A 23,198-nucleotide genomic window follows, 5' to 3' on the forward strand; every position below is an offset into this window, starting at 1 on the left:
GCGATGAAAGACGATGCAAACGCCATCGGGGGCCTGGCCCATCAGGACACGGCGCATGACAGCGCCATCAAGCACGTCACCGGGCGCGCGGATTATACCGACGACCTGGCAGCACCCTCGAATCTGGCCCACGCCTATTTGGGCCTGTCGCAATGCGCGCATGGCCGCATCACCGGCATGGACTTTGCCGACACCCTCGCCAGCCCAGGCGTGCTGGGCGTTCTGACGGCCGACGACATTCCGGGGGTGAACGACGTCTCGCCCAACGGAAAGAACGACGACCCGATCTTTGCCGACGGGCTGGTGCAGTTTTGGGGCCAGCCGATCTTCGCCGTCATAGCCGAAACCCGCGACCAGGCGCGCCGCGCGGCGCACAACGCGCGCATCGACTATGATCCGCTGCCCCATGCGCTAGACCCCATTGCCGCGCGGGATGCCGGCATGGGCTATGTCACCGACCCGCTGACCCTGCGGCGCGGCGATGCGCCCACCGCGATGGCCCGCGCGCCCCGCCGGATCGAGGGACGTTTCGTCATCGGCGGTCAGGACCACTTCTACCTGGAAGGGCAGATCGCCATGGCCCTGCCGGGCGAGGACGAGGATGTTGTCGTCAACGTCTCGACACAGCACCCGTCAGAGGTTCAGCACATGGTCGCCCATGTCCTGAAGGTGCCCAGCCATTCGGTCGTGGTGAACGTGCGGCGCATGGGTGGGGGCTTCGGCGGCAAGGAAACGCAGATGAACCTGTTCGCCTGCGTCGCCGCGCTGGCGGCCAAGCGCTGGAACCGGGCGGTCAAGATCCGCCCCGACCGCGACGACGACATGATCGCCACCGGAAAGCGTCACGATTTCGTGGTCGATTACGCGGTGGGCTTCGACGACGATGGCCGCATTCGGGCGGTCGAGGGCGACTGGTATGCCCGCTGCGGCTTCTCGGCTGACCTGTCGGGACCGGTGACGGACCGGGCGCTGTTTCACGCCGACAACGCCTATTTTTATCCCGACGTGCGCGTCAGCAGCCACCCGATGAAGACGAACACGGTCAGCAACACCGCCTTCCGGGGTTTCGGCGGACCGCAGGGCGTCATCGTGGCCGAACGGATGATCGAGGAGATCGCCTATGCCCTCGGCCTCGACCCGCTGGAGGTGCGGCGCCGCAACCTTTACGAAAACGGCCAGCTGACCCCCTACCACCAGGAGGTCAACGACCAGATCCTGCCGCGCATCCTGGATGAGCTGGAGGCCAGCAGCGACTACAAGGCCCGCAGGCAGGCCGTGCTGGACTGGAACGCTGAGGGCGGCGTGATCCGCAAGGGCATCGCGCTGACGCCGGTCAAGTTCGGGATCAGCTTCACCGCCACCTGGTTCAACCAGGCTGGGGCGCTGGTCCACATCTACTCCGACGGCTCGGTCATGCTGAACCATGGCGGGACCGAGATGGGGCAGGGGCTGAACACCAAGGTCGCCCAAGTCGTGGCCGAGGCGTTCCAGTGCGACATCAAGCGCATCAAGATCACCCGGACGACGACGGAGAAGGTGCCGAACACCTCAGCCACGGCGGCATCGTCGGGGACTGACCTGAACGGCATGGCGGCGCTGGACGCGGCCGAGCAGATCAAGGCCAGGCTGGTCGAATTCGTGGCCGAACGCTGGCAAGTGCCGCCCGACGCCGTGACCTTCGTGCCCGGCCATATCCGGGCGGGCGACCACCAGATCCCTTTCACCGAGGTCATCAAGGCCGCTTACATGGCGCGCATCCACCTCTCGGCAGCGGGCTTCTACAAGACGCCAAAGATCCATTGGGACCGCGCGACCGGCAAGGGTCGGCCGTTCTACTACTATGCCTACGGCGCGGCGGTGTCCGAGGTGACAGTCGACACGCTGACCGGCGAATACGTCATTGACCGGGCCGACGTCCTGCACGATGTGGGCCGCAGCCTCAACCCGGCCATCGACAAGGGCCAGGTCGAAGGCGCCTTCGTCCAGGGCACCGGCTGGCTGACGACCGAGGAACTTTGGTGGGACGCAGGGGGACGGCTGCGGACTCACGCGCCCTCGACCTACAAGGTGCCGCTGGCCAGCGACCGGCCGCGCATCTTCAACGTCAAGCTGACCGACTGGTCGGAGGCGGCCGAGCGCACCATCAAGCGGTCGAAAGCTGTCGGCGAACCGCCCTTCATGCTGGGCATCAGCGTGTTCGAGGCAATCAACATGGCGGTCGCCTCGGTCGCTGACTATCGCGAACCCGCGCGGCTGGACGCGCCCGCGACGCCGGAGCGCGTCCTGATGGCGATAGAGCGGCTGCGCGGATGATCCGCGTCAGGGTCATATCCGCGCGCGGCTCAACTCCGCGCGAAGCGGGGGCCGAGATGATCGTGACCCCGGACGGTACGCAGGGCACGATTGGCGGCGGGCAGCTGGAATACATGGCCATCGACCGCGCCCGCCAGATGCTGGCGCGCGGAGAAGCCGAGGCGCGGATGGACATCCCCCTCGGCCCCGAGATTGGCCAATGCTGCGGCGGGCGCGTGGTCCTGTCGCTGGACCGTCACGCGCCGATGCCGGATGCCAATCCCGACGTGCTGATCTTCGGGGCGGGCCATGTGGGCCGGGCGCTGGCCCGGGCCCTGCAGCCGTTGCCGGTGAACGCGCTGCTGATCGACAGCCGCCCCGAGGAACTGGCCCGCGCAACCGGCCCGACCCGCCTGACGGCATTGCCCGAGGCCGAGATCCGCGCCGCCCAGCCGGGCAGCAGCGTCGTCATCCTGACCCATGACCACGCCCTTGATTTCCTCTTGGCCGCCGAGGCGCTGAGCCGCACGGACCTCGCCTACATCGGCATGATCGGCAGCGCCACGAAACGAGCGCAGTTCACCCGCTTTGTGCGAGACCGAGGGATCGACCCGACGCCGCTGACCTGTCCCATCGGCGCGGGCTTTTCGCGTGACAAGCGCCCCGAGATCATCGCCGCCTTCACCGCTGCCGAACTTATGGCGCGCCTCACATCTTCTTCTTTGAAAAAATACCCATGCAACAGCTGATCCGGGGCCGCGTCCTCGACTTCTTCGCCGACCCGTCCGACACGGACCGGAGCCACCGCTATCACGAGAACGGCGCCGTCCTGATCGAGGACGGCCGCATCTTGGCCGTGGGCGATCATGCCGACCTGACGCGTGAGGGCCTGCAGGAAATCGACCACCGCCCGCACCTGATCATGCCGGGCTTCATCGACCCGCATATCCATTTTCCGCAGCTGCAGGTCATCGCCAGTTGGGGCTCGCAGTTGCTGGACTGGCTGAACACATACACGTTCCCGGCCGAGGCGGAGTTCGCTGACCCTGCTCATGCCACGCACATGGCGGGCCGCTTCCTCGACCAGCTGACCGCGCATGGAACGACGACGGCCGTCGCCTTCTGTTCAAGCCACAGAACCAGCGCCGAGGCACTTTTCAGCGCCGCCCATGCCCGCGATATGGCGATGGTGGCCGGCAAGGTGATGATGGACCGCAATGCCATTCCCGCGGTCCACGACACCCCGCAATCGTCCTATGACGACAGCAAAAAGCTGATCGCGTCATGGCATGGCACAGGCCGTCAGCGTTACGCGATCACGCCACGCTTCGCGATCACGTCCTCGCCCGAGCAGCTGGAGATGGCCGGAGCGCTGGTTCGTGAACATCCCGGCTGCCACCTTCAGACCCACCTGTCCGAGAACCGGGACGAGATCGACTATACGCTCAGCCTTTATCCCAAGGCGCGGGATTATCTGGATATCTACGACCATTACGGCCTTCTCGGTCCGCGTACGCTGCTGGGCCACTCGATCCACCTGGAGCCGCGCGAAATCGCCCGCATGGCAGAAACCGGCAGCCGCGCCGTCTTTTGTCCGACTTCAAACCTGTTCCTCGGGTCTGGGCTTTTCGATGGCGACGGGTTGAGGGCGGCGGGCATCACCAGTGGCATCGCGTCCGATGTCGGCGGCGGCACCAGCTGGTCGATGCTGCAGACCCTGAACGAGGGCTACAAGATCCTGCAGATGCGCGGTCAGAAGCTGCACCCGCTGGCAGCGTTCCACTGGGCCACGCGCGGCAACGCCTTGGCCTTGGGCATGGAGGCCGAGATCGGCACCCTCGCCCCCGGCAGCGCAGCCGATATGGTGGTGCTGGATGTCCATGCGACTCCCGCGATGGCACTTCGGGCCGAACGCGCCGAAACCTTGTCCGAGGAGCTGTTCATTCTGCAGATCATGGGCGATGACCGCGCGATCGCCCAAACCTACGTAGCGGGTCGCGCCCAGAAGAACGGTAGCAAACATACGAGCGGATGAAACTGAGCAGGGCTGCAGAGCCGTCAACCACCGCCAGCCTTGGCTAGGCGGATTGGCAACGGCGGCTCGTCCGCCGAAAAGACGTTGATCTGCCAAACACGCTTGATGCGATTGAAGCTTCGACCGTCCGGCGGGGAGGATCGTCAGGCGCTCGAAGGTGCCAGGAACAACCCGCGACGTCGCTGCCGGTTATAGACGGTGCGATAGGGCGGTCGGATTATCGTTGATTGCTAGAGTGGCCTTTTGGGGCTATGTCCGGACCTCCACCCTGCGGAGACCAGGTCATGGTGGATCTGTGAACCGGCCCAGGCTCCATCCGCCATTGCGAGGCTGATGGAGTGGTGACGGAGTGCCGCGTCCCCGCAAGCATAGGCGCCGGGGACGGTGGTCTCGCGGCGGTCGGTCGTCACGATGAACTGCTCGGTCGGCAGTTCCGACAACTGGCAGCCGAGCATCCGGGCCAGGTTTCCGCATGGCGCGGTTGCGGTGGTTGTGAAGATCCCCGCGAAAGGAAGGCTGCGGCCGTCTTGCAGGTGAACGCAACCGGGCGTCACATGGGAAACGCAGCTTTCCTCGATCGTGATCCCGGCTTTGACCAGGTCCGCCCTGACCGCTTGCCCAAGCGACAAGACCCGGTTGCAGAACACGGTGACCGGCCCCCAGTCCGTCAGAAGGTGCACCTGGTCCAGCGACCGCGCCCCGATAGCGACGACGGCCAGAGGCCCCTGATCAAGCTCGTATCCGTGGCAATAGGGGCAATGAAACACCGTCCGCCCCCACTCTTCTGCCATGCCGGGGATGGCGGGCAGGGTGTCCGAAACCCCGATCGCCAGCAGGACCCGCCGCCCCCTGTGCGCCACGCCGTCATCCGTGGTCACCTGGAAATCATCCTGCGCCCCGCGAACCTCGGTCGCTTCGCCTTCATGCCAACGGAGGGTCGGATAGCGGAAAAGCTGCTCTCGGGTTGCGGCATGAAGCGCCTCGCGGTCCATGCCGTCACCCCCCAGGACCGCATGCGCGTGGCTGGCCGAGAGGTTCCTGGGACGGCCGGCGTCGATGATCAGCACGTCGCGCCGCGCGCGCAGCAGTTGCAGTGCCGCCGACATGCCGGAATAGCTTCCGCCGATGATGATGACGTCGTGGTGCATGGCTTCTCCCAGTCAGCTGAATACCCGTTTTCACGGGTTGCCCGGAACCGCGGCAGACCCGCTTTGTTCCTCGTCAAGAGGCAAACGGCAGCGCGCGGGATGGAACAATTACCTTGGCGAGCGGTTCACCCAAGGCAATTTCGGGGAGCGTGAAATGGCAGAGCACTACGTCTCGGACAATGATGTCTCTCATGGTATGGGGGGTGAGGACGCGCTGAGGACGCTTGCGCGATCGCGCATCGCCATCGAAGGCGTCTCGATCGAGATCGACGGCGGGCGGTTTTCAGCAAAGGTCGTCGCGGGGCAGGTGACCACGGTCGAGGCCGACATCTTCTCGGATGGGCATGACAGCATCGACGCGGCGCTTTTGTTCAGGCGCGTGGGTTCGGACAGCTTTTCCGAAGCGCCGATGCGCTTCCTTGAAAACGACCGCTGGAAAGGCGATCTGGTTCTGGACGAGCCCGGCCAGTACGAGGTGACGATTCTGGCATGGCGGGACCTGTTCCTGACCTGGCGCAAGGAAGTGGCCAAGAAGCATGCCGCGGGCCAGTCCATCGCGCTGGAACTGCAGGAGGGGCGGAACCTCATGTCCGCTGCGCTGGAACCAGACAGCCGCGCAGACGAAGCCGGTCGCGGCGCTATCTCGGCACTTCTGGCCGAGGATGACGGTGCCGACGGCGGCGAGGGGCACGAGGGCCTGCGCTTCGGGCGCCTGGGCGCGCCCGAAGCAGTCGACCTGATGCGCCAGGTCGGTCCTCGGACCGACGCCACCCTCTATAAGCTGCTGCCGGTCTTCGCGGATCGCCGGGCCGCAGCCTTCAGCGCCTGGTACGAACTGATGCCGCGCTCGCAGTCGGGGGACGAACATCGCCATGGCACCTTCGACGATGTCATCGGCAAGCTGCCCTATGTGCGCGACCTGGGCTTCGACGTGCTGTATTTTCCCCCGATCCACCCGATCGGCCGCACCAATCGCAAGGGGCGCAACAACACGCTGACGCCGGGGCCGGACGATCCGGGCAGCCCCTATGCCATCGGCTCGGACGAAGGCGGCCATGACGCGATCCATCCCGAGCTGGGAAGCTTCGACGACTTCCGCCGGTTGGTGGAAGCGGCGCGGGACCATGGGCTGGAGATTGCTCTGGACTTCGCCATCCAGTGTTCGCCGGACCATCCCTGGATCAGGGAGCATCCGGAATGGTTTGACTGGCGTCCCGATGGCACGATCAAGTTCGCCGAGAACCCGCCGAAAAAGTATGAGGACATTGTCAACGTCCACTTCTATCGCAAGGCGCTGCCGGACCTGTGGTACGCGCTGCGCGACGTGGTGCTGTTCTGGGTCGAACACGGGGTCAAGATCTTCCGGGTGGACAACCCGCACACCAAGCCGTTCCCGTTCTGGGAGTGGATGATCGCGGAAGTGCGCGCCAAGCACCCCGATACGATCTTCCTGGCCGAGGCCTTCACCCGCCCCAAGGTCATGAAGCGCTTGGCGAAGGTTGGCTTTTCGCAGTCCTATTCCTATTTCACTTGGCGCAACACCAAGGACGAGCTGACGGATTATCTGGTCGAGCTGACGCAGACCGACTCGCGCGAGGTGATGCGTCCGAACTTCTTCGTCAACACGCCCGACATCAATCCTCGCTTCCTGCAGACCAGCGGGCGGCCTGGCTTCCGCACGCGGCTTGTGCTGGCGGCGACGCTTGGCGGCAACTATGGCGTCTATAACGGCTTCGAGATCTGTGACGCCGCGCCCGTGCCCGGCAAGGAAGAATACCTCGATTCCGAAAAGTACCAGATCCGCGTCTGGGACATGGACCAGCCCGGCAACATCCAGGACGACATTCGCCTGATGAACCGCCTGCGCCATGAGCACCCGGCGCTGCAGCATTTTACGAACCTCAAGTTCTATTACGCCGGCAATGACCAGGTGCTGGCCTATGGCAAGCGGGCGGGGGACGACTTTGTCCTGATTCACGTCAATCTGGACCCGCACAACGTGCAGTCCTTCCAGTTCGAGGTTCCGCTGTGGGAATTCGGGCTGCCGGACGACGCCTCGATCGAGGTACGGGACCTGGTCCACGGCAACAGCTTCACCTGGCACGGCAAGTACCAGTGGCTTGAACTTGATCCTCAGACACGACCCTATGTGGTGTGGCAACTACTGGCCCCGGGGGTGGCGCGCTGATGAATATCTCGACGAAGAACGACAAGGCCAGCTTTGCCGTGCGCGGCGGCATCGACCGGGATTGCGCTGATTGGTATAAGGATGCGGTCATCTATCAGCTGCACATCAAGGCGTTCCAAGATTCGAACGGCGACGGGATCGGCGACTTTACCGGCCTGATGCAGCGGCTGGACTATGTGCAGGAACTGGGCGTCACGGCGATCTGGGTGCTGCCCTTCTATCCGTCGCCGCTGCGCGATGATGGCTATGACATCTCGGACTATAAATCGATCAACCCGTCATACGGGTCGATGAAGGACTTCAAGGCCTTCGTGGCTGAGGCTCACAAGCGCGGCATCCGGGTCATCACCGAACTTGTCATCAACCACACCAGCGACCAGCATCCCTGGTTCCAGCGCGCCCGCCATGCCAAGCCCGGTTCGGCCGCGCGCGACTGGTACGTGTGGTCTGACACGGACGAAAAGTGGCCCGAGACACGGATCATTTTCCTGGACACAGAACGGTCGAACTGGACCTGGGACCCGGTGGCCGGGGCCTATTACTGGCATCGCTTCTATTCGCACCAGCCCGACCTAAACTTTGACAACCCCCGCGTCCTGCAAGAGGTGCTGAAGGTCATGCGCATGTGGCTGGACATGGGCGTGGACGGACTGCGATTGGACGCGATCCCTTATCTGGTGGAGCGCGACGGGACCAACAACGAGAACCTGCCCGAGACGCATGACGTCCTGAAGGCCATCCGCGCCGATCTGGACAAGCATTTCCCAGACCGGATGCTCCTGGCCGAGGCGAATCAGTGGCCCGAAGACACGCGCCCCTATTTCGGCGAGGGCGACGAATGCCATATGGGTTTCCACTTCCCGTTGATGCCGCGCATGTATATGGCGCTGGCGCAGGCCGACCGTCACCCGATCACCGACATTATCCGCCAGACGCCAGAAATCCCCGAAAACTGCCAGTGGGGCATCTTCCTGCGCAACCATGACGAGTTGACGCTGGAGATGGTTACGTCCGAGGAACGCGACTACCTCTGGAAAACCTACGCCGCCGACACGCGGGCGCGGATCAATCTGGGTATTCGACGCCGTCTGGCCCCGCTGATGCAGAACGACCGACGCAAGATCGAGCTGTTGAATTCGCTGCTGCTGTCGATGCCCGGCACGCCGATCATTTATTACGGCGACGAGATCGGGATGGGCGACAACTATTATTTGGGCGACCGCGACGGGGTCCGCACGCCCATGCAGTGGTCTGGTGACCGCAACGCCGGCTTTTCCACCGCCAAGCCGCAGCAGCTCTATCTGCCGGCGATCATCGACGCGGTCTATGGCCACCAAGTCATCAATGTCGAGTCGCAGGCCGACGATCCGTCCTCGCTGCTGAACTGGATGCGGCGGATGATCACCGTGCGGCGCCAGCACCCGGCCTTCGGGCGGGGCACGATGACGCTGCTCTATCCGCGCAACCGCAAGGTGCTGGCCTACATCCGCGAATACGAGGATCGCGCCTATCTGTGCGTCGCGAACCTGTCGGACGCCGCGCAGGCGGTCGAGCTGGATCTGGCGCGCCATCGTGACAAGGTGCCGGTCGAACTGACGGGACGCTCGGCCTTTCCGCCGGTGGGCGATCTGCCCTACATGCTGACGCTGCCAGCCTATGGCTTTTATTGGTTCGCGCTGGCCAGCGACGAGGAGACGCCCTCGTGGCACGAGCAGCTGCCCGACATCCTGCCCGAGTTCATGACGCTGACCACCCGCGACGGCCGCGTCCTGACGGCGCTGAAGGGTCGCGAAGGCCAGCAGTTCCAGAACGACGTCCTGCCGCAGTGGCTGCCGCTGCAGCGCTGGTTCGCCGCCAAGGACGAAAAGATCATGGCCGTCAGGATGACGCCGATGGGCGAGGTCGATCCCGATCACGCGCTGGTCTCGATCGACGTGACGCTAGGAGAAGAGCAGCACAGCTACTTCCTGCCCCTGTCCGCCCGGTGGGGAGAGGAGAACCTGCGCCCCGGTGCGCCGCGGCTGTCCTATACCCTGGCCAAGACTCGCCACACGGCACGCGTCGGCGCGCTGGTGGACGGCGCCTATGACGAACGCCTGCCGGTCCTGTTCCTGGAACAGATGAAGGCCGGCGCGACACGCGGCGACTTGCGCTTCAGCGGCACCAACGCGCTGCGCGAGATTACCGAGCCGGGCGATCCACGCCAGTTGGGAGTCGAGCAGTCGAACATCTCGATTGCTTTTACCGACCAGATCATCCTCAAGCTCTATCGCCGCTTGCGCGAGGGCGAGCAGCCCGATGTCGAGGTCGCGCGTTTCCTGACCGAGACCGCTGGGTATCCGCACACGCCTGCCTATCTGGGACAGGTGACGCATGAGGGCGATAGCCGCACCGTCTTGGCCGCAGCATTCGCCTTTGTCGCCAATCGCGGCGATGCCTGGACGGGCATCTTCGACGCGCTGATGCTGGAGTTCAACGAGCACGAAGCCTGGCCGACCGAGCAGGAGCCCGAGGTGACGGTGCCGTCCTTCGATTTCCCGCTGAGCATTGGCGCACTTCTGGGCGAACGCACGGCGCAACTGCACAAGGCCTTGGCGACGCCCACGGACGATTCGGCCTTCGCGACCGAGGACCTGACGGCCGATCACCTGGCGGAATGGACCCGCACCGCCGAAGAAGAAGCCGAGGCAATGCTGGCACGTCTTCAGCAGGCCGAGGCGCAACTGCCCAAGGACGCCGTCCCGCTGGCGCAGGAACTGCAGCAGCGCAAGGACGACCTGCTGGCGCGGATCCGCAAGGCTGCGCAGACTGCGCCGTCGGGACAGCTGTCGCGCATCCACGGCGATTATCACCTAGGGCAGGTCCTGCTGGCCCAGAACGACGTCGCGATCATCGACTTCGAGGGTGAACCCGCCCGCACGCTCGAGGAGCGGCGGGCCAAGTCCTCGCCCCTTCGCGACGTCGCGGGGATGCTGCGGTCCTTCGATTACGCGGCGCTGTCGGTCATCGCGCGTCATCGCCACGATCCCCCCGCGGGGGCCGAGCGTGCGACAGCACGGATCGAGGAATGGCGGCGGACGGTCGCGCGGGATTTCATGGCCGCCTATCGAAGCCATGGCGAGGGCGCGCCGAACCTGCCCGACAATGACGACGCCATGCAAGCGCTGCTGGACCTGTTCCTGCTGCAGAAGGCGATCTACGAAACCGGATACGAGCTGGGGAACCGTCCGACATGGGTCGGGCTGCCCCTGCGCGGTATCCTCGATCTTTTGGACGAGGCCCCATGAGCGAGACGGCAAACCTTCCCGAGACCCGCCCCGAAGGCCCGAGCGCAGCAGCGATCGAAGCCATCCTTCGCGGCAATCACCACGATCCGTTTTCCATCCTGGGGCGGCATGACGGCCAGTTGCGGGTCTTCGCCCCGCAGGCGGCCGAGGTCTGCGCCGTATCTTCCGGCGGCGCGACCCAGCTGTCCCGCGTGCATCCCGAAGGGTTCTTCTGCGGGCCCGCTCCGCAGGGCGACTATCGCCTGAAGATGTCCGCAGGCAGCCATGAGTGGGAGGTCGATGACCCTTACCGCTTCGGCCCCGTCCTGGGCGAGATGGACGAATACCTGATCGCCGAGGGCAGTCACCGCAAACTCTATGACAAGCTGGGCGCCCATCCGATGGTCCATGAGGGCGTCGAGGGGACGGCTTTCGCGGTCTGGGCGCCCAATGCGCGCCGCGTCAGCGTCGTGGGACACTTCAACGCCTGGGACGGCCGCCGCCACCCGATGCGCAAGCGTCTGGGACCGGGCATCTGGGAGCTGTTTATTCCCGGCATCGCCGCGGGAGAGATCTACAAGTACGAGATCATCAGCGCCCACGGCCACCGCATGCCGCTGAAGGCTGACCCGGTCGGGTTTGCGCACGAACTGCCGCCCGAGACCGCATCCGTCGTCGAGGGCCTGCCGCAGCACGACTGGCACGACAGCGGCTGGATGGCGGGACGCGCCGCCCGTCAGGATGCTCAGGCTCCGATCTCGATCTACGAAGTGCATCTGGGATCGTGGCGACGGGGCGGCGGCGACGAGATCCTCAGCTATGACGCCGTCGGCGATCTTCTGGTGCCCTATGTGATCGAGATGGGGTTCACCCATGTCGAGTTCCTGCCGGTCAGCGAACACCCGTTTTCGGGGTCCTGGGGTTATCAGCCGGTCGGCCTCTTTGCCCCGACCAGCCGCTTCGGCGACCCAGAAGCCTTTGCGCGGCTTGTCGACCGCCTGCATCAGGCCGGCATCGGTGTCATCCTGGACTGGGTGCCCGCGCATTTCCCATCGGACGCCCATGGCCTAGCGCAGTTCGACGGCACAGAGCTTTATGAACATGCCGACCCGCGGCAGGGCTTCCATCAGGACTGGAACACGCTGATCTACAACTTCGGGCGCCGCGAAGTCGCGAACTTCCTGCAGTCCAGCGCGCTTTACTGGATCGACCGCTTCCACGTCGATGCGCTGCGCGTCGATGCGGTCGCGTCGATGCTGTATCTGGATTACTCGCGTAAGGAAGGCGAATGGATCCCGAACCAGTATGGCGGCAATCAGAACCTCGAGGCGATCTCTTTCCTGCGTGGCGTCAACGAACGCGTGCAGCAGGACTATCCCGGCGCGATCACCATCGCCGAGGAATCGACCGCCTTCCCGAAGGTGAGCCGTCCCGTCGCCGAGGACGGTCTGGGGTTTGCGTTCAAATGGAACATGGGCTGGATGCACGACACGCTGGGGTTTTTCCGGCGCGATCCGATCCACCGGCGACACCACCAGCACGATCTGACCTTCGGCCTCGTCTATGCCTTTTCGGAGAACTTCGTCCTGCCACTGAGCCATGACGAGGTCGTGCACGGCAAGGGGTCGCTGATCGGTCAGATGGCGGGTGATCGCTGGCAGAAGTTCGCGAACCTGCGCGCCTATTTCGGCTTCATGTGGACGCACCCTGGGAAAAAGCTGCTGTTCATGGGCGGCGAATTCGCACAGGAACGCGAATGGAACCACGACCGGTCGCTGGACTGGCACCTGCTGGACGACCCTCTGCACAGCGGCATGCAAGCACTGGTCGCGGATCTGAACCGCCTCTATCGCGACCGGCCGGCGCTGCACCGGCTGGACTGCGCGCCCGAGGGCTTCGAGTGGATCGACGCCAGCGACGCCGAGCAGAGCGTGCTGGTCTTCATGCGCAAGTCAGATGATGGATCAGACCCTTGCGTAGTGGTCTGCAACCTGACGCCGGAACCGCGTTATGACTATCGCATCGGCGTGCCGAAGCCCGGCCTGTGGCACGAGGTTCTGAACAGCGACGATGCGCGCTATGGCGGGTCGAACCTGGGCAATCACGGCCTGGTGCAGGCCGATGACGAACCGTGGCACGGCCGCGACCAGTCGCTGCGACTGACCCTGCCGCCGCTGGCGACGATCGTTCTTGCGCCGGACCAGGGTGCGCCAGGTGAGTGACCTCAAGCAGCGGGCGTTGGAGCACGGCATCCAGCCCTCCTACGAGGGGATGGGCGGTGAAATCCATGAGGCGCCCGCCGCCACGCTGGAAAAGCTGCTGGCGGCCTTCGGCGCGGACCCTGATCGTCCGGGTCCGTTGACCTCGCCTCCGGAACTGCGGGCGCATCCCGGCACCCGTTGTTACCTGCCAGATCAGGGGCGGAGCTGGGGTGTGGCGCTGCAGCTTTATCAGCTTCGCTCTGCCCGCAACTGGGGCATCGGCGATTTCGGCGATCTTGCCGACATCGCCGATGTCCTTGGCAAGGCGGGCGCCGACTTCATCGGCCTGAACCCGCTTCATGCGCTGTTCCTGTCGAACCCGGACCATTGCAGCCCGTTTTCGCCATCGAACCGGCGCTTTCTGAACCCGCTCTATATCGCGGTGGATCGACTGCATGGGTTTCAGCCGCAGATGGTCGACATGGCCCGCGTCGAGGCTTCGCGGCAGGCGGACCTTGTCGATTACTCCGGTATCGCGGCCCTGAAGCTGCCGGTGCTGCGCCGGATCTGGGACAATGCCGGTCGTCCGGATGCCAACGAGGATCTACTGGCCGAAGGAGGCGCGGAACTCCGCCGGCATGCGCTGTTCGAGGCGCTGTCGGCGCGAATGGTGGCCGACGGCCATGGGGCAGGGTGGCGCGACTGGCCGGCCGAGTGGCAGGATGCCGAAGGCGATGCCATTGCGGCCTTTGCCGATGCCAATGGGGAAGAGCTCCGCTTTCACCGCTGGCTGCAGCAGGCGGCGCGACGTCAGTTGGCCGAGGCTGACGCCGCCTGCGACCGGGCCGGCATGACCATCGGCCTCTATCTCGATTTCGCGGTGGGCGAGGCGTCGGACGGGTCCGGCGCTTGGGGCAATCCGCTGGTCGTGCCGGGTGTTCGGATCGGCGCGCCGCCTGACTGGTTCAACGAGACCGGGCAGGATTGGGGCCTGGCGCCCCTTTCGCCGACTGAGATGGCGGCCCGCAAAGCCGAACCCTTCGCCGAACTGATGGAGCAGGCGACCCTTCAGGCGGGCGCGCTGCGCATCGATCACGCGATGGGCCTGTGGCAGCTGTTCCTGATTCCCGATGGCGATGGCCCGCCCGAGGGCACCTATGCCCGCTATCCCGTGGCCGACATGCTGGATGCGCTGGCGCGGGCTTCTCGCCAGAACCGCACGATCGTCATCGGCGAGGATCTGGGGAACGTCCCGGCAGGTTTCCGCGAAGTCATGGAGGAGGTCGGCATCCTCTCCTATCGCATCCTTCTGTTCGAACGCACCGATGACGGGTTCATCCGGCCTGAAGATTATCCGCGCGACGCGATGGCTTGCCTGTCCACCCACGATCTGCCGACCTTCCAAGGCTGGTGGCGCGGCGACGACATTGGCCTGCGCCTGAAGCACGGCCTGATCGGCCATCCGGCAGCGCAGGAGCAGGCGGAAGCGAGGGTCATCGAGCGGGCGCAACTGCTGGACGACTTGGCGGCAGCCGGCCTGTGGTCGGGCGCCGCGCCTGACACTGACGCCGCGCCCGAGGATCTGGTCGCCGCCGTCCACCTGTTCCTTGCCCGCTCGCCGTCGAGACTGCTGGCCGTCCGGTTGGAGGATATCACCGGCGAGGGCGATCCGGTGAACATCCCCAGCACGGTGAATGAACATCCGAACTGGCAGCGAAAGCTGTCCGTTCCGGTCGAGCGGATTTCTGACCTGCCACTGTTCGACAAGATCGGGCAGGGACTGCGAAGGCAGCGGCCGCGACAATCCGGCCGCTCGTAAACGACAGTCGGCGGCAACGTCTGCCGATGGCCAGTCGCGGGGGGGACGACTGGGCAGTCCACATCGAAAGCGCGGCGGCGGTTCGTTGGAAGTGCGTCAAGGCCCGCACGATGTGCGGGCCATTGTGGTGGATGGTGATACGAGCCGGTGATCCTGGCGAAAGCACAGCCGTGCTGAAGTCGTCAAATGCAACACGGGTCATTCCGCGCAGGTGGTCACCAGTGCATCTTCCACGTCAAACGACATTGCGCCGTCCGACCAATCAAGCCACCCTTCCTGTCAGCTTTCGCCCGACACAAACTTGTTGAACCTGCTGGTGCCGCCGTCCTTGGTCTTTTCCTGGTAAAGGAACTGCAGGTCGTTCTGGTCGAAGATCTCGAAGAATTCGTCCCAGTTGATCTGCGTCAGCGACTCCTCGGGTTCGCCGAAGTCGATGCGCAAAACACCGCCCTTGCCTCCGGTATCGACCTTGGCCGGATGGCCGTCGCGGGCTTCGGCCCATTTGCGGATCTTGTCATGGTCGCGGGTGGTGATGGATTCGGTCATGATGATCTCCTTTCCGCGTCTAACGCCCGGGTTCTGGCCTATGTTCCCGCCGATCAGCGGGGGATCACGGATAGCGACCCGTCCGTTTCCAGAACGACCTGGGCGACATTCGACATATCCGCCTGTCCATTCGCGCGGATTGCGGCGCCGATCTCGTCCCTCGTGACGCGCTGACGCCGCAGAGCGTCGTCCAGATATTGGCCGTTATGGACGAGCAGAGTAGGTTCGGCCTTGATCAGCGCCTGAAAGCGCGGCGATCTGACCGACGACCATGTGATCGCGTATTGCAGGAAGATCAGCAGGGCAAGCGCCGCGACCCCTTCGGCCAGAGGGATCGACTGGTTCAGCAGCACCGTCGCCAGCGTCGAGCCCAACGCGACTGTGACGACCAAATCAAAGGCGTTCATCTTGCTGAGCGTCCGCTTGCCTGAGACGCGCAGCATCGCGATCAGCACGACATAGGCGGCAAAGCCCACAAACAGCGTTCGGCCGATGCCGGTCCAGTCATCGAACAACATCGGCGGGTTCATGCCGGGCCTCGGCCGTGGCTTCCAGTGACAGGACTCTTCATACCCGCCAAACCGGCCAAAGGCGGCGATGTTCCAAAGCTTCAGCGACGGGGCCCGCGCCTGCCGCGGGGCCCGGTCGTGGCGGGCGTGTTCGCGCGGTTTTCCTGATCCAGCTTGCGCCACCGTTCCAGCCTGTCCGCGGACAGGCGGCCATCGGCAACCGCGGCCAAGACGGCGCAGCCGGGTTCGTGCGCATGGGTGCAGTCGCGGAAGCGGCAACGGGGCGCAAGTTCGGCGATCTCGGCGAACAGGGTCTGCAGGCCGCCTGCGGCTTCGCTGACGTGCAGGGTCCGCATTCCCGGCGTGTCGATGACCCACCCGCCCATGGCTGTCGCATGCAAGGAGCGGGCCGTCGTTGTATGCCGCCCCTTTGCGTCGCTTTCGCGGATGCCACCAGTCGCCTGCGCACCGTCGCCGGACTTGCCGGCCAGCGTATTGAGCAGCGTCGACTTTCCGACGCCCGACGACCCGATCAGGGCGACCGTCCGTCCCGGCCCGCACCAAGGGGCCAGAACCTGCGCCGCTGCCGGGTCCTTTGCGTTCAGCGTCAGGACCTGAAGATCGCGCTGCAGCGCGAGGGCCTGTCGGAGCCAGGGTTCGGGATCGGCGACTGCGTCGATCTTGGTCAGCACGATCACTGGTTCGGCCCCGGCCTCGTTGACGACGGCCAGATAACGCTCCAGCCGAGCCGGGTTGAAGTCATCGTTGCACGAGGTCACGATGAAGAGCGTGTCGACATTGGCAGCGATCAGCTGCCGGCCGGCCCGATCCTCGGTGCGGCGGCGCAGCACCGTCTTCCGGTCAAGCCGCCGCGCCACGGCGCCGGCCTCGGGATCGCTCAGCGCCCAGTCCCCGACGGCAAAATCCCGCGTTCCCGCCTGGGGCGGCGCGTCCAGCGTCACCTGTCCGCCGGTGGTCCTGACAACCAGGCGCGAGCGGTGGACGGATGCAATACGGACAGGTGTCAGATACCCCTCGCCGGGCGCAAGCTGCGCGGCGAAGAACTCCGACCAGCCCAAGGCCGCCAGATCGTGCGGATCATCGAAAATGTCACTCACGCGATCTAGGTGCGGGCGGGGCGGTCGGGATGCAAGGGGGAAATGACAGGGCGACGGCGTCGCGACAGGATGATGCCGAACCGCCACGACAGGGCGAGCCGGCAAAAGGCCTGCGGCGCCTTACGCCGCCTTCTGCGCGTCGAATTCGCCGACGACAGAACGACGAACCTCGTCACGGGTGAAATAACCAAACATCTGGTCCAGCACGGCGTCGGCTTCGATGCTGCGCTTGCGATCGGCAATGCTCAGCGGTTTCTGGTCTGCGGTCATCTTCGGTCTCCGGGTTCGGGTCGTGTCCCTCCCACGCGGGTCAGATATGGGCCTACCGGCAGAAATGCCACCGTCCTGACGCAAGGTCAGGACGGGTGCAGGGCAGCCATGCGCCGGGCGCAACTATCGCGCCGGGTCAAGTTGCAGCATGCGGTGCTTCTTTTTGCCGACCGAGATCTTGACGCCGGATGCCAGCGCGTCTGCATCCAGGGGCATCTGCGGATCGCTGACGGCGACGTTGTCCACGCGCAAGCCGTTCTCGGCCACCAGCCGCTTGACCTCCTTGCCGCTGGCAACAATGCCTGCCCGCACCAGCGCCTGCGCTACAGTCACGCCCTCGGCCTCGGACGCTGGCAGAAGCGCGATCTGCAGGTCACCGCCGGCCCCGCCTTCCTCGAACACCTTGCGGGCGGTCGTCTCGGCGCTGGCGGCGGCCTCGGCACCGTGCAGCAGGGTCGTCACCTCGTTGGCCAGACGCACCTTGGCGTCGTTGATCTCGGACCCCTGCAGCGCGCCCAGGCGGTCGCATTCCTCGAGCGGAAGCTCGGTATAGAGCTTGAGGAACCGGCCGACGTCCGCGTCCGTCGTATTGCGCCAGAACTGCCAGAACTCGTAGGGCGGCAGCATCTCTCCGTTCAGCCAGACGGCACCGCCCGCGGATTTCCCCATCTTGCGCCCGTCGCTGGTGGTCAGCAGCGGCGATGTCAGGCCCCAGATCACGCGGTCGTCCACCCGGCGCGTCAGGTCGATGCCGTTCACGATATTGCCCCACTGGTCCGACCCGCCCATCTGCAACTGGCAGCCATAGCGGCGGTTCAGCTCGAGGAAGTCGTAGGCCTGCAGGATCATGTAATTGAACTCAAGGAAGGACAGCGACTGTTCGCGGTCCAGCCGTGACTTGACGGATTCGAAGGACAGCATCCGGTTCACGCTGAAATGCCGCCCGATGTCGCGCAGGAAGGTCAGGTAGTTCAGCCCGTCCAGCCATTCGGCGTTGTTCAGCATCGTGGCGCCTTCGGGACCATAGTCCAGATAGCGCGCGAAGACCTTCTGCATGCCGTCAATGTTCGACTGGATGGCCGCATCGTCCAGCAGCGGGCGTTCGTCGCTGCGGAAGGACGGATCGCCTACCTTCGTGGTGCCGCCGCCCATCAGGGTGATCGGGCGGTTGCCGGTCTTCTGGAACCAGCGCAGCATCATGATGTTCAGCAGGTGCCCTACATGCAGGCTGGCCGCCGTCGCATCATAGCCGATATAGGCGGTGACAGGTCCTGCCAGCAGCGCCTTGTCCAGTCCTTCGAAATCGGTGCAGTCGGCTAGATAACCGCGCTCGGTCATGATGCGCAGGAAGTCGGACTGGGGCTGGTGGGTCATGGGCTTCATCCTTCTGATCGGCGGCGATATACAGGCTGCGGACATAAAGGAAAAGCGCGATGATCCGGGCACTGGGGATGATGTCGGGCACTTCTCTTGACGGGGTGGACGCGGCGCTGATCGACACCGACGGGGTGCGCATCGGCGGCTTCGGGCGCAGCGGCTTCCGGGCCTATGGCGACAACGAATCTGCGATCCTGCACGACGCCCTTGGCAGTTGGCGGGACGCCCCAGCCGTGCCCGAAGTCGCCAGGCTGATCGAGGCCAGCCACGCGGATCTTGCAACTGACTTCCCAGAGGCCGAGCTGATCGGTTTTCACGGTCAGACGCTGGCGCATGATCCGCGCGGGCGCGGCACGCATCAGGCGGGCGATGGCTTCAGGCTGGCCGCGGCAACCGGCCGTCCCGTCGTCTGGGACTTCCGATCCGAGGACGTCCGCAGAGGCGGCGAGGGGGCGCCGCTGGTGCCGTTCTTCCACTGGGCCTGCGCGGAATGGGCAGTCGGGCAGGGGGCCCTGCCGCCGGCGCCCGTCGCGTTTCTGAACCTGGGCGGCGTGGGGAACATCAGCTGGGTAGATCCGTCAGCGACCGCACCGGAGGCGCCGGGTGCCTGCCTGGCCTTTGACACCGGGCCCGCCAATGCGCCGCTGAACGACCTGATGCGCCGCCGCCGCCGGCAGGCGCGCGACGAAGGCGGCGCATTGGCCACCTCGGGTCAGGCCAATGCACAGGTGCTGGCGGATTTCCTGTCAAACCCCTGGTTCGACAGGCCCGCGCCGAAATCCCTTGACCGCGATCAGTTCGCGGACCTGCTGCCCTCGCTCGACAGGCTTGGGGACGCAGACGCTGCGGCGACGCTGGTGGCGGTTGCCGCATCTTCGGTCGCAAAGGGGTGGCGCTGGCTGCCCGCTCCTCCGTCGCAGGTCCTGATCTGTGGTGGTGGTCGCCGCAACGCCGCCCTGATGGCCGCACTGTCAGCCCATTTGGACGTCCCCGTGCAGCCGGTCGAGGAAATCGGCCTCGATGGCGACATGCTCGAGGCGCAGGCCTTCGGGTGGCTGGCGGTTCGGGTGATGCGCGGACTGCCGATCTCGGGGCCGACGACGACGGGCGTGCCGCAGCCTGTCTGCGGCGGCCGCATCAGCCATCCGCGCAAGAATGGATGAAGTCTACGGAACGGTCACGGCCAGCACGCGTTGAATCCTCGAAGACGGTCGAGCGGCCGTCGATGAAGAAACGCATGAGGCTGAGATGAAACATCTGATGATCACCGCTGCCGCGCTGGCCCTGACCGGTCCGGCATTCGCACAGATTGCCACCCCGACGACAGAAGCCGTCCCCGGCGTCGAGACGATGCCCGCGGAAGGCATGGGTGCGGGCATGATGTCGCCCGAAAACCCCGGCATCTCGGCATCCTGGTTCGAGGATCGCGCGATCTACACCACGAACCAGCCCTCGACGACCATGTGGGACGAAAATGCCGACTGGGGAACCGAGCGGCCCGCCGACTGGAACCAGATCGGCGAGGTCGATGACGTCGTTCTCTCGGCCGATGGCCAGGTCATGGGCTATACTGCCGATATCGGCGGCTTCCTCGGCCTTGGCGAGCGTACGGTGTTGCTCAGCCCCGAGGCTGTCCGACTGGTGGACTTTGACGAGGCAACCCTTTGGGGCGACACCGCTGTCTTCGCCACCAACTATACTCAGGAAGAGCTTGAGGCACTGCCCGAGTTTGACGACGACATGATCCTGGACGACTGATGGTCAGGGTCAGTTCTCTGAAAAGGCGCCCCAGTGGGCGCCTTTTTTTAATGTTTTGTTGATGAAATCTTCACCGTTTCAGCATTTTAAGCCGTTCATGACGATTTCGCGGCAAAATGCGCTGATGCGCCCTTGACGGGGCGTTGCGCCATGCGTAAACCGCCCTCACCCGGCGGGCGATCGACCGGGGATGAGTTGGGCGGTTGTAGCTCAGTTGGTTAGAGTACCGGCCTGTCACGCCGGGGGTCGCGGGTTCGAGCCCCGTCAACCGCGCCACAACTCATTCGCCCGAAGAAATGCGCGGTTGTAGCTCAGTTGGTTAGAGTACCGGCCTGTCACGCCGGGGGTCGCGGGTTCGAGCCCCGTCAACCGCGCCATTTCCTCGTCTGCCTTGTCATTCACCTCAGGATCGGCCAAATGCCGGATGAAGGTGCGCTGTTCGCGCCGATCCGCAGGAGGAAGCGATGAAGGACATGGCAGAAGCTGGGCAACTGATCGACAGTCTTGGCAAGGCGGCCCGCGCGGCGGCGGTCGAGCTGGCGCAGGCGCCATCGGCAGCCAAGTCCCTGGCGCTGAACGCGGCCGCCGATGCGGTGCTTGCGCGGAGTGACGATATCCTTGCTGCCAATGCCAAGGATCTGGATTTCGCACGCCAGAAAGGGCTGTCGGATGCCATGTTGGACCGACTGCGGCTGGATGGCGACCGTCTGTCGGGTATCGCAAAGGGTCTGAGAGAGGTTGCGGATCAGCCCGATCCTGTCGGGCAGGTGATCACGGAATGGGACCGGCCGACCGGGCTGCACATCCAGCGCGTCAGGACGCCCATCGGCGTGATCGGCGTGATTTACGAAAGTCGCCCCAACGTGACCGCGGATGCGGGCGCGCTCGCGCTGAAGTCCGGCAACGCGGTGATCCTGCGGGGCGGATCAGAGAGCCTGCATTCGGCAGGTGCGATCCACGCCTGCATGGTCGAAGGGTTGCGCACCGCGGGACTGCCCGAGGCCGCGATCCAGATGGTGCCGACCCGCGACCGCGCCGCCGTCAGCGCCATGCTGGGCGCGCAGGGCCTGATCGACGTGATCATCCCGCGCGGCGGCAAGGGCCTTGTCGGCCTTGTCCAGTCCGAGGCGCGGGTACCGGTGTTTGCCCATCTGGAAGGCATCTGCCACGTCTATGCCGACGGGGCCGCGGACCTCGCGAAGGCACGCCGGGTGGTGCTGAATGCCAAGACCCGCCGCACGGGCATTTGCGGCGCGGCCGAGTGCCTGCTGATCGACCGGGAGTTCCTTGCACGTCACGGCGACGTCCTGATCCGCGACCTGCTGGAGGCTGGCGTCGAGGTTCGGGCTGATGGCGAACTGGCGAACGTTTCCGGCACGACCAGAGCCACGCCTGAGGATTTCGGGCACGAATTCCTCGACATGATCATCGCCGCGAAACTGGTCGATGGTGTTGAGGGCGCGATTGCCCATATCCGGACCCATGGTAGCCAGCACACGGAGTCGATCCTGACCGAGGACGACGCCACCGCGGCACGCTTTTTCGCCGCGCTGGACAGCGCCATCCTGATGCGGAACGCCTCGACCCAGTTCGCTGATGGGGGTGAGTTCGGGATGGGCGCCGAAATTGGCATCGCCACCGGCAAGCTGCATGCGCGCGGCCCCGTGGGGGCCGAGCAGCTGACCAGCTTCAAGTACCTCGTGACAGGCGACGGAACGATCCGGGCCTAGAAGGCGATCTCTCCGCCGGTGGCGTCGAATTCATGGCGAATCCGGCGACCCTCGGCCGCGGCAGTTTCCGCCAGCAGCGGGAAATGCACCTCGGAAGGTGCGGGGGGGCGGCCATCCGCCCCGTCAAGCCATGCCCACAACGCGGGCTCGAGCTTGCTGCGTTCGCATTCTGCCACAAGGCGCCAGCCCGGCGTGTCGCGCAGCACCAGCACGCGTCCCCCCCATGGCATGACGGTTTCAAGGCACATCAGCGACAGCATCACCATCCGCACCTCTGCCCGTGCAAAATCGCCCTCGGCGTCCAGCGTGATGCGCAGCTTGCCCTGCGCCGACACCCCGTCCATCAACCGCTGCACCTCGGCCCGACTGACGCGCTGATCGCCCTGGGCGACCCCGAAGGCCATGCGGAACGCCTGGATGCGCCCGCGCGCGGCCGTGACCGCCTCGGCAATCAGCCGCATCTCGGGCGAGGAGGCGATGCCGGGGTAATCGGGCGACATCTCCAGCAGCTCGACGCCGTTGCCAATCGCGCCCAGGGGCGAGACAAGATCGTGGCAAAGCCGCGATCCCAGCAGAGAGGCCAACTCGCCTGGGGCGATGCGCGTTGAATCCAGCGTCATGAATACTTACCTTCCGTCATGTCCGAAGGAGATGCCCGTGAACGAGATACTGGAACCCGGCATGATCGTCCTCCACCCAAGCGCCCCGGAATGGGGCGAGGGGCAGGTGCAATCGCGCATCGGGGACCGCATCACCGTCAACTTCACCGAAGCAGGCAAGCAAGTCATCGACGGGCGCCGGGTGACCCTGCAGATCCTGCGCTTCAACGGCATGTAACTCCTGTGTTTCCGTTCGGCAATTTGCAACCATAGGTTGCGCTGCGCAAGCGGAACCTGCACCGGGACACCGCTGTCATGTTGCAATGACGGTCCCTGTTCCCT

18 protein-coding genes and 2 tRNA genes are annotated in these 23,198 nt (G+C 65.1%); 13 read left to right on the plus strand and 7 right to left on the minus strand.

From position 1 onward, the window contains the following. The first annotated feature begins 3 nt into the window (after nucleotides 1-3). The 3 genes from xdhB to guaD are packed head-to-tail and all read left to right on the plus strand — an operon-like array spanning nucleotide 4 to nucleotide 4,327. Nucleotides 4-2,313, plus strand: a complete 2,310-nt coding sequence (gene xdhB, locus OC184_RS11015) for a xanthine dehydrogenase molybdopterin binding subunit (RefSeq protein ID WP_265507247.1) — start codon at nucleotides 4-6, stop codon at nucleotides 2,311-2,313. Next, nucleotides 2,310-3,041 (plus strand): xanthine dehydrogenase accessory protein XdhC, encoded by a 732-nt coding sequence (gene xdhC, locus OC184_RS11020; protein WP_265507248.1) that lies wholly within the window; start codon nucleotides 2,310-2,312, stop codon nucleotides 3,039-3,041. Before xdhB ends, xdhC begins: the two co-directional genes overlap by 4 nt. Further along, nucleotides 3,029-4,327 carry a guanine deaminase gene (guaD, locus tag OC184_RS11025; RefSeq protein ID WP_265507249.1) on the plus strand — a complete coding sequence of 433 codons (1,299 nt, stop codon included), beginning with the start codon at nucleotides 3,029-3,031 and terminating at the stop codon, nucleotides 4,325-4,327. The genes xdhC and guaD overlap by 13 nt, the downstream gene beginning before the upstream one ends. A gap of 230 nt (nucleotides 4,328-4,557) precedes the next feature. Here guaD and OC184_RS11030 read toward each other — a convergent pair whose 3' ends face one another. Continuing rightward, on the minus strand, nucleotides 4,558-5,475 hold the full coding sequence (locus tag OC184_RS11030; protein ID WP_265507250.1) for an NAD(P)/FAD-dependent oxidoreductase: 918 nt from the start codon (nucleotides 5,473-5,475) through the stop codon (nucleotides 4,558-4,560). Between the two features lie 196 nt (nucleotides 5,476-5,671). Between OC184_RS11030 and OC184_RS11035 the strand changes: the two genes are divergently transcribed. The 4 genes from OC184_RS11035 to malQ are packed head-to-tail and all read left to right on the plus strand — an operon-like array spanning nucleotide 5,672 to nucleotide 14,949. Then, on the plus strand, nucleotides 5,672-7,663 hold the full coding sequence (locus tag OC184_RS11035; RefSeq protein ID WP_265507272.1) for an alpha-1,4-glucan--maltose-1-phosphate maltosyltransferase: 1,992 nt from the start codon (nucleotides 5,672-5,674) through the stop codon (nucleotides 7,661-7,663). Then, nucleotides 7,663-10,950 (plus strand): maltose alpha-D-glucosyltransferase, encoded by a 3,288-nt coding sequence (treS, locus tag OC184_RS11040; RefSeq protein WP_265507251.1) that lies wholly within the window; start codon nucleotides 7,663-7,665, stop codon nucleotides 10,948-10,950. The genes OC184_RS11035 and treS overlap by 1 nt, the downstream gene beginning before the upstream one ends. After that, a complete protein-coding gene (glgB, locus tag OC184_RS11045) occupies nucleotides 10,947-13,151 on the plus strand; it encodes a 1,4-alpha-glucan branching protein GlgB (protein ID WP_265507252.1) in 2,205 nt (734 codons plus the stop codon). The genes treS and glgB overlap by 4 nt, the downstream gene beginning before the upstream one ends. After that, nucleotides 13,144-14,949: a 4-alpha-glucanotransferase gene (gene malQ / locus OC184_RS11050; RefSeq protein ID WP_265507253.1), complete on the plus strand. Its 1,806-nt coding sequence runs from the start codon at nucleotides 13,144-13,146 to the stop codon at nucleotides 14,947-14,949. The genes glgB and malQ overlap by 8 nt, the downstream gene beginning before the upstream one ends. A gap of 279 nt (nucleotides 14,950-15,228) precedes the next feature. Here malQ and OC184_RS11055 read toward each other — a convergent pair whose 3' ends face one another. From OC184_RS11055 to tyrS, 5 genes are all read right to left on the minus strand, one after another. Then, nucleotides 15,229-15,495: a hypothetical protein gene (locus tag OC184_RS11055; protein WP_265507254.1), complete on the minus strand. Its 267-nt coding sequence runs from the start codon at nucleotides 15,493-15,495 to the stop codon at nucleotides 15,229-15,231. A 53-nt stretch (nucleotides 15,496-15,548) separates the two neighbouring features. Continuing rightward, nucleotides 15,549-16,025, minus strand: coding sequence for a DUF421 domain-containing protein (locus OC184_RS11060; RefSeq protein WP_265507255.1), 477 nt, complete (start codon nucleotides 16,023-16,025; stop codon nucleotides 15,549-15,551). Between the two features lie 80 nt (nucleotides 16,026-16,105). After that, nucleotides 16,106-17,122, minus strand: a complete 1,017-nt coding sequence (gene rsgA, locus OC184_RS11065; RefSeq protein ID WP_265507256.1) for a ribosome small subunit-dependent GTPase A — start codon at nucleotides 17,120-17,122, stop codon at nucleotides 16,106-16,108. 120 nt (nucleotides 17,123-17,242) lie between these two features. Continuing rightward, a complete protein-coding gene (locus OC184_RS11070; protein ID WP_265507257.1) occupies nucleotides 17,243-17,392 on the minus strand; it encodes a hypothetical protein in 150 nt (49 codons plus the stop codon). 123 nt (nucleotides 17,393-17,515) lie between these two features. Continuing rightward, nucleotides 17,516-18,766, minus strand: coding sequence for a tyrosine--tRNA ligase (gene tyrS, locus OC184_RS11075; RefSeq protein ID WP_265507258.1), 1,251 nt, complete (start codon nucleotides 18,764-18,766; stop codon nucleotides 17,516-17,518). A 59-nt stretch (nucleotides 18,767-18,825) separates the two neighbouring features. Here tyrS and OC184_RS11080 point away from each other — a divergent pair, with 59 nt between their 5' ends. The 5 genes from OC184_RS11080 (at nucleotide 18,826) to OC184_RS11100 (ending at nucleotide 22,257) form a co-directional block, all read left to right on the plus strand. Then, nucleotides 18,826-19,932, plus strand: coding sequence for an anhydro-N-acetylmuramic acid kinase (locus tag OC184_RS11080; RefSeq protein ID WP_265507259.1), 1,107 nt, complete (start codon nucleotides 18,826-18,828; stop codon nucleotides 19,930-19,932). Nucleotides 19,933-20,017: 85 nt separating this feature from the next. After that, nucleotides 20,018-20,527: a PRC-barrel domain-containing protein gene (locus OC184_RS11085; protein WP_265507260.1), complete on the plus strand. Its 510-nt coding sequence runs from the start codon at nucleotides 20,018-20,020 to the stop codon at nucleotides 20,525-20,527. Between the two features lie 199 nt (nucleotides 20,528-20,726). Then, nucleotides 20,727-20,803: transfer RNA gene (locus OC184_RS11090), tRNA-Asp, on the plus strand. A 24-nt stretch (nucleotides 20,804-20,827) separates the two neighbouring features. After that, nucleotides 20,828-20,904: transfer RNA gene (locus OC184_RS11095), tRNA-Asp, on the plus strand. An 87-nt stretch (nucleotides 20,905-20,991) separates the two neighbouring features. Next, complete coding sequence (locus OC184_RS11100; RefSeq protein WP_265507261.1) at nucleotides 20,992-22,257, plus strand: glutamate-5-semialdehyde dehydrogenase; 1,266 nt, start codon at nucleotides 20,992-20,994, stop codon at nucleotides 22,255-22,257. Here OC184_RS11100 and OC184_RS11105 read toward each other — a convergent pair. After that, nucleotides 22,254-22,877 (minus strand): histidine phosphotransferase family protein, encoded by a 624-nt coding sequence (locus OC184_RS11105; RefSeq protein WP_265507262.1) that lies wholly within the window; start codon nucleotides 22,875-22,877, stop codon nucleotides 22,254-22,256. The two genes, OC184_RS11100 and OC184_RS11105, sit on opposite strands and share 4 nt — an antisense overlap. 37 nt (nucleotides 22,878-22,914) lie before the next feature. On the opposite strand from OC184_RS11105, the gene OC184_RS11110 reads away from it, so the two are divergent. Then, entirely contained in the window at nucleotides 22,915-23,094 is a 180-nt protein-coding gene (locus OC184_RS11110; RefSeq protein WP_265507263.1) for a DUF3553 domain-containing protein, read from the plus strand. Nucleotides 23,095-23,198 lie beyond the last annotated feature (104 nt).

This window comes from Paracoccus rhizosphaerae (assembly GCF_026162645.1).
In the GTDB taxonomy this organism is placed as follows: domain Bacteria; phylum Pseudomonadota; class Alphaproteobacteria; order Rhodobacterales; family Rhodobacteraceae; genus Paracoccus; species Paracoccus rhizosphaerae.

Excerpts from the sequence above, each read along its gene's own strand:
- xdhB (WP_265507247.1), top strand. The coding sequence starts at position 4 with ATGAAAGACGATGCAAACGCCATCGGGGGCCTGGCCCATCAGGACACG.
- xdhC (WP_265507248.1), top strand. The coding sequence starts at position 2,310 with ATGATCCGCGTCAGGGTCATATCCGCGCGCGGCTCAACTCCGCGCGAA.
- guaD (WP_265507249.1), top strand. The coding sequence starts at position 3,029 with ATGCAACAGCTGATCCGGGGCCGCGTCCTCGACTTCTTCGCCGACCCG.
- OC184_RS11030 (WP_265507250.1), bottom strand. The coding sequence starts at position 5,475 with ATGCACCACGACGTCATCATCATCGGCGGAAGCTATTCCGGCATGTCG.
- OC184_RS11035 (WP_265507272.1), top strand. The coding sequence starts at position 5,672 with ATGGGGGGTGAGGACGCGCTGAGGACGCTTGCGCGATCGCGCATCGCC.
- treS (WP_265507251.1), top strand. The coding sequence starts at position 7,663 with ATGAATATCTCGACGAAGAACGACAAGGCCAGCTTTGCCGTGCGCGGC.
- glgB (WP_265507252.1), top strand. The coding sequence starts at position 10,947 with ATGAGCGAGACGGCAAACCTTCCCGAGACCCGCCCCGAAGGCCCGAGC.
- OC184_RS11055 (WP_265507254.1), bottom strand. The coding sequence starts at position 15,495 with ATGACCGAATCCATCACCACCCGCGACCATGACAAGATCCGCAAATGG.
- OC184_RS11060 (WP_265507255.1), bottom strand. The coding sequence starts at position 16,025 with ATGAACCCGCCGATGTTGTTCGATGACTGGACCGGCATCGGCCGAACG.
- OC184_RS11070 (WP_265507257.1), bottom strand. The coding sequence starts at position 17,392 with ATGACCGCAGACCAGAAACCGCTGAGCATTGCCGATCGCAAGCGCAGC.
- tyrS (WP_265507258.1), bottom strand. The coding sequence starts at position 18,766 with ATGACCCACCAGCCCCAGTCCGACTTCCTGCGCATCATGACCGAGCGC.
- OC184_RS11080 (WP_265507259.1), top strand. The coding sequence starts at position 18,826 with ATGATCCGGGCACTGGGGATGATGTCGGGCACTTCTCTTGACGGGGTG.
- OC184_RS11085 (WP_265507260.1), top strand. The coding sequence starts at position 20,018 with ATGAAACATCTGATGATCACCGCTGCCGCGCTGGCCCTGACCGGTCCG.
- OC184_RS11100 (WP_265507261.1), top strand. The coding sequence starts at position 20,992 with ATGAAGGACATGGCAGAAGCTGGGCAACTGATCGACAGTCTTGGCAAG.
- OC184_RS11105 (WP_265507262.1), bottom strand. The coding sequence starts at position 22,877 with ATGACGCTGGATTCAACGCGCATCGCCCCAGGCGAGTTGGCCTCTCTG.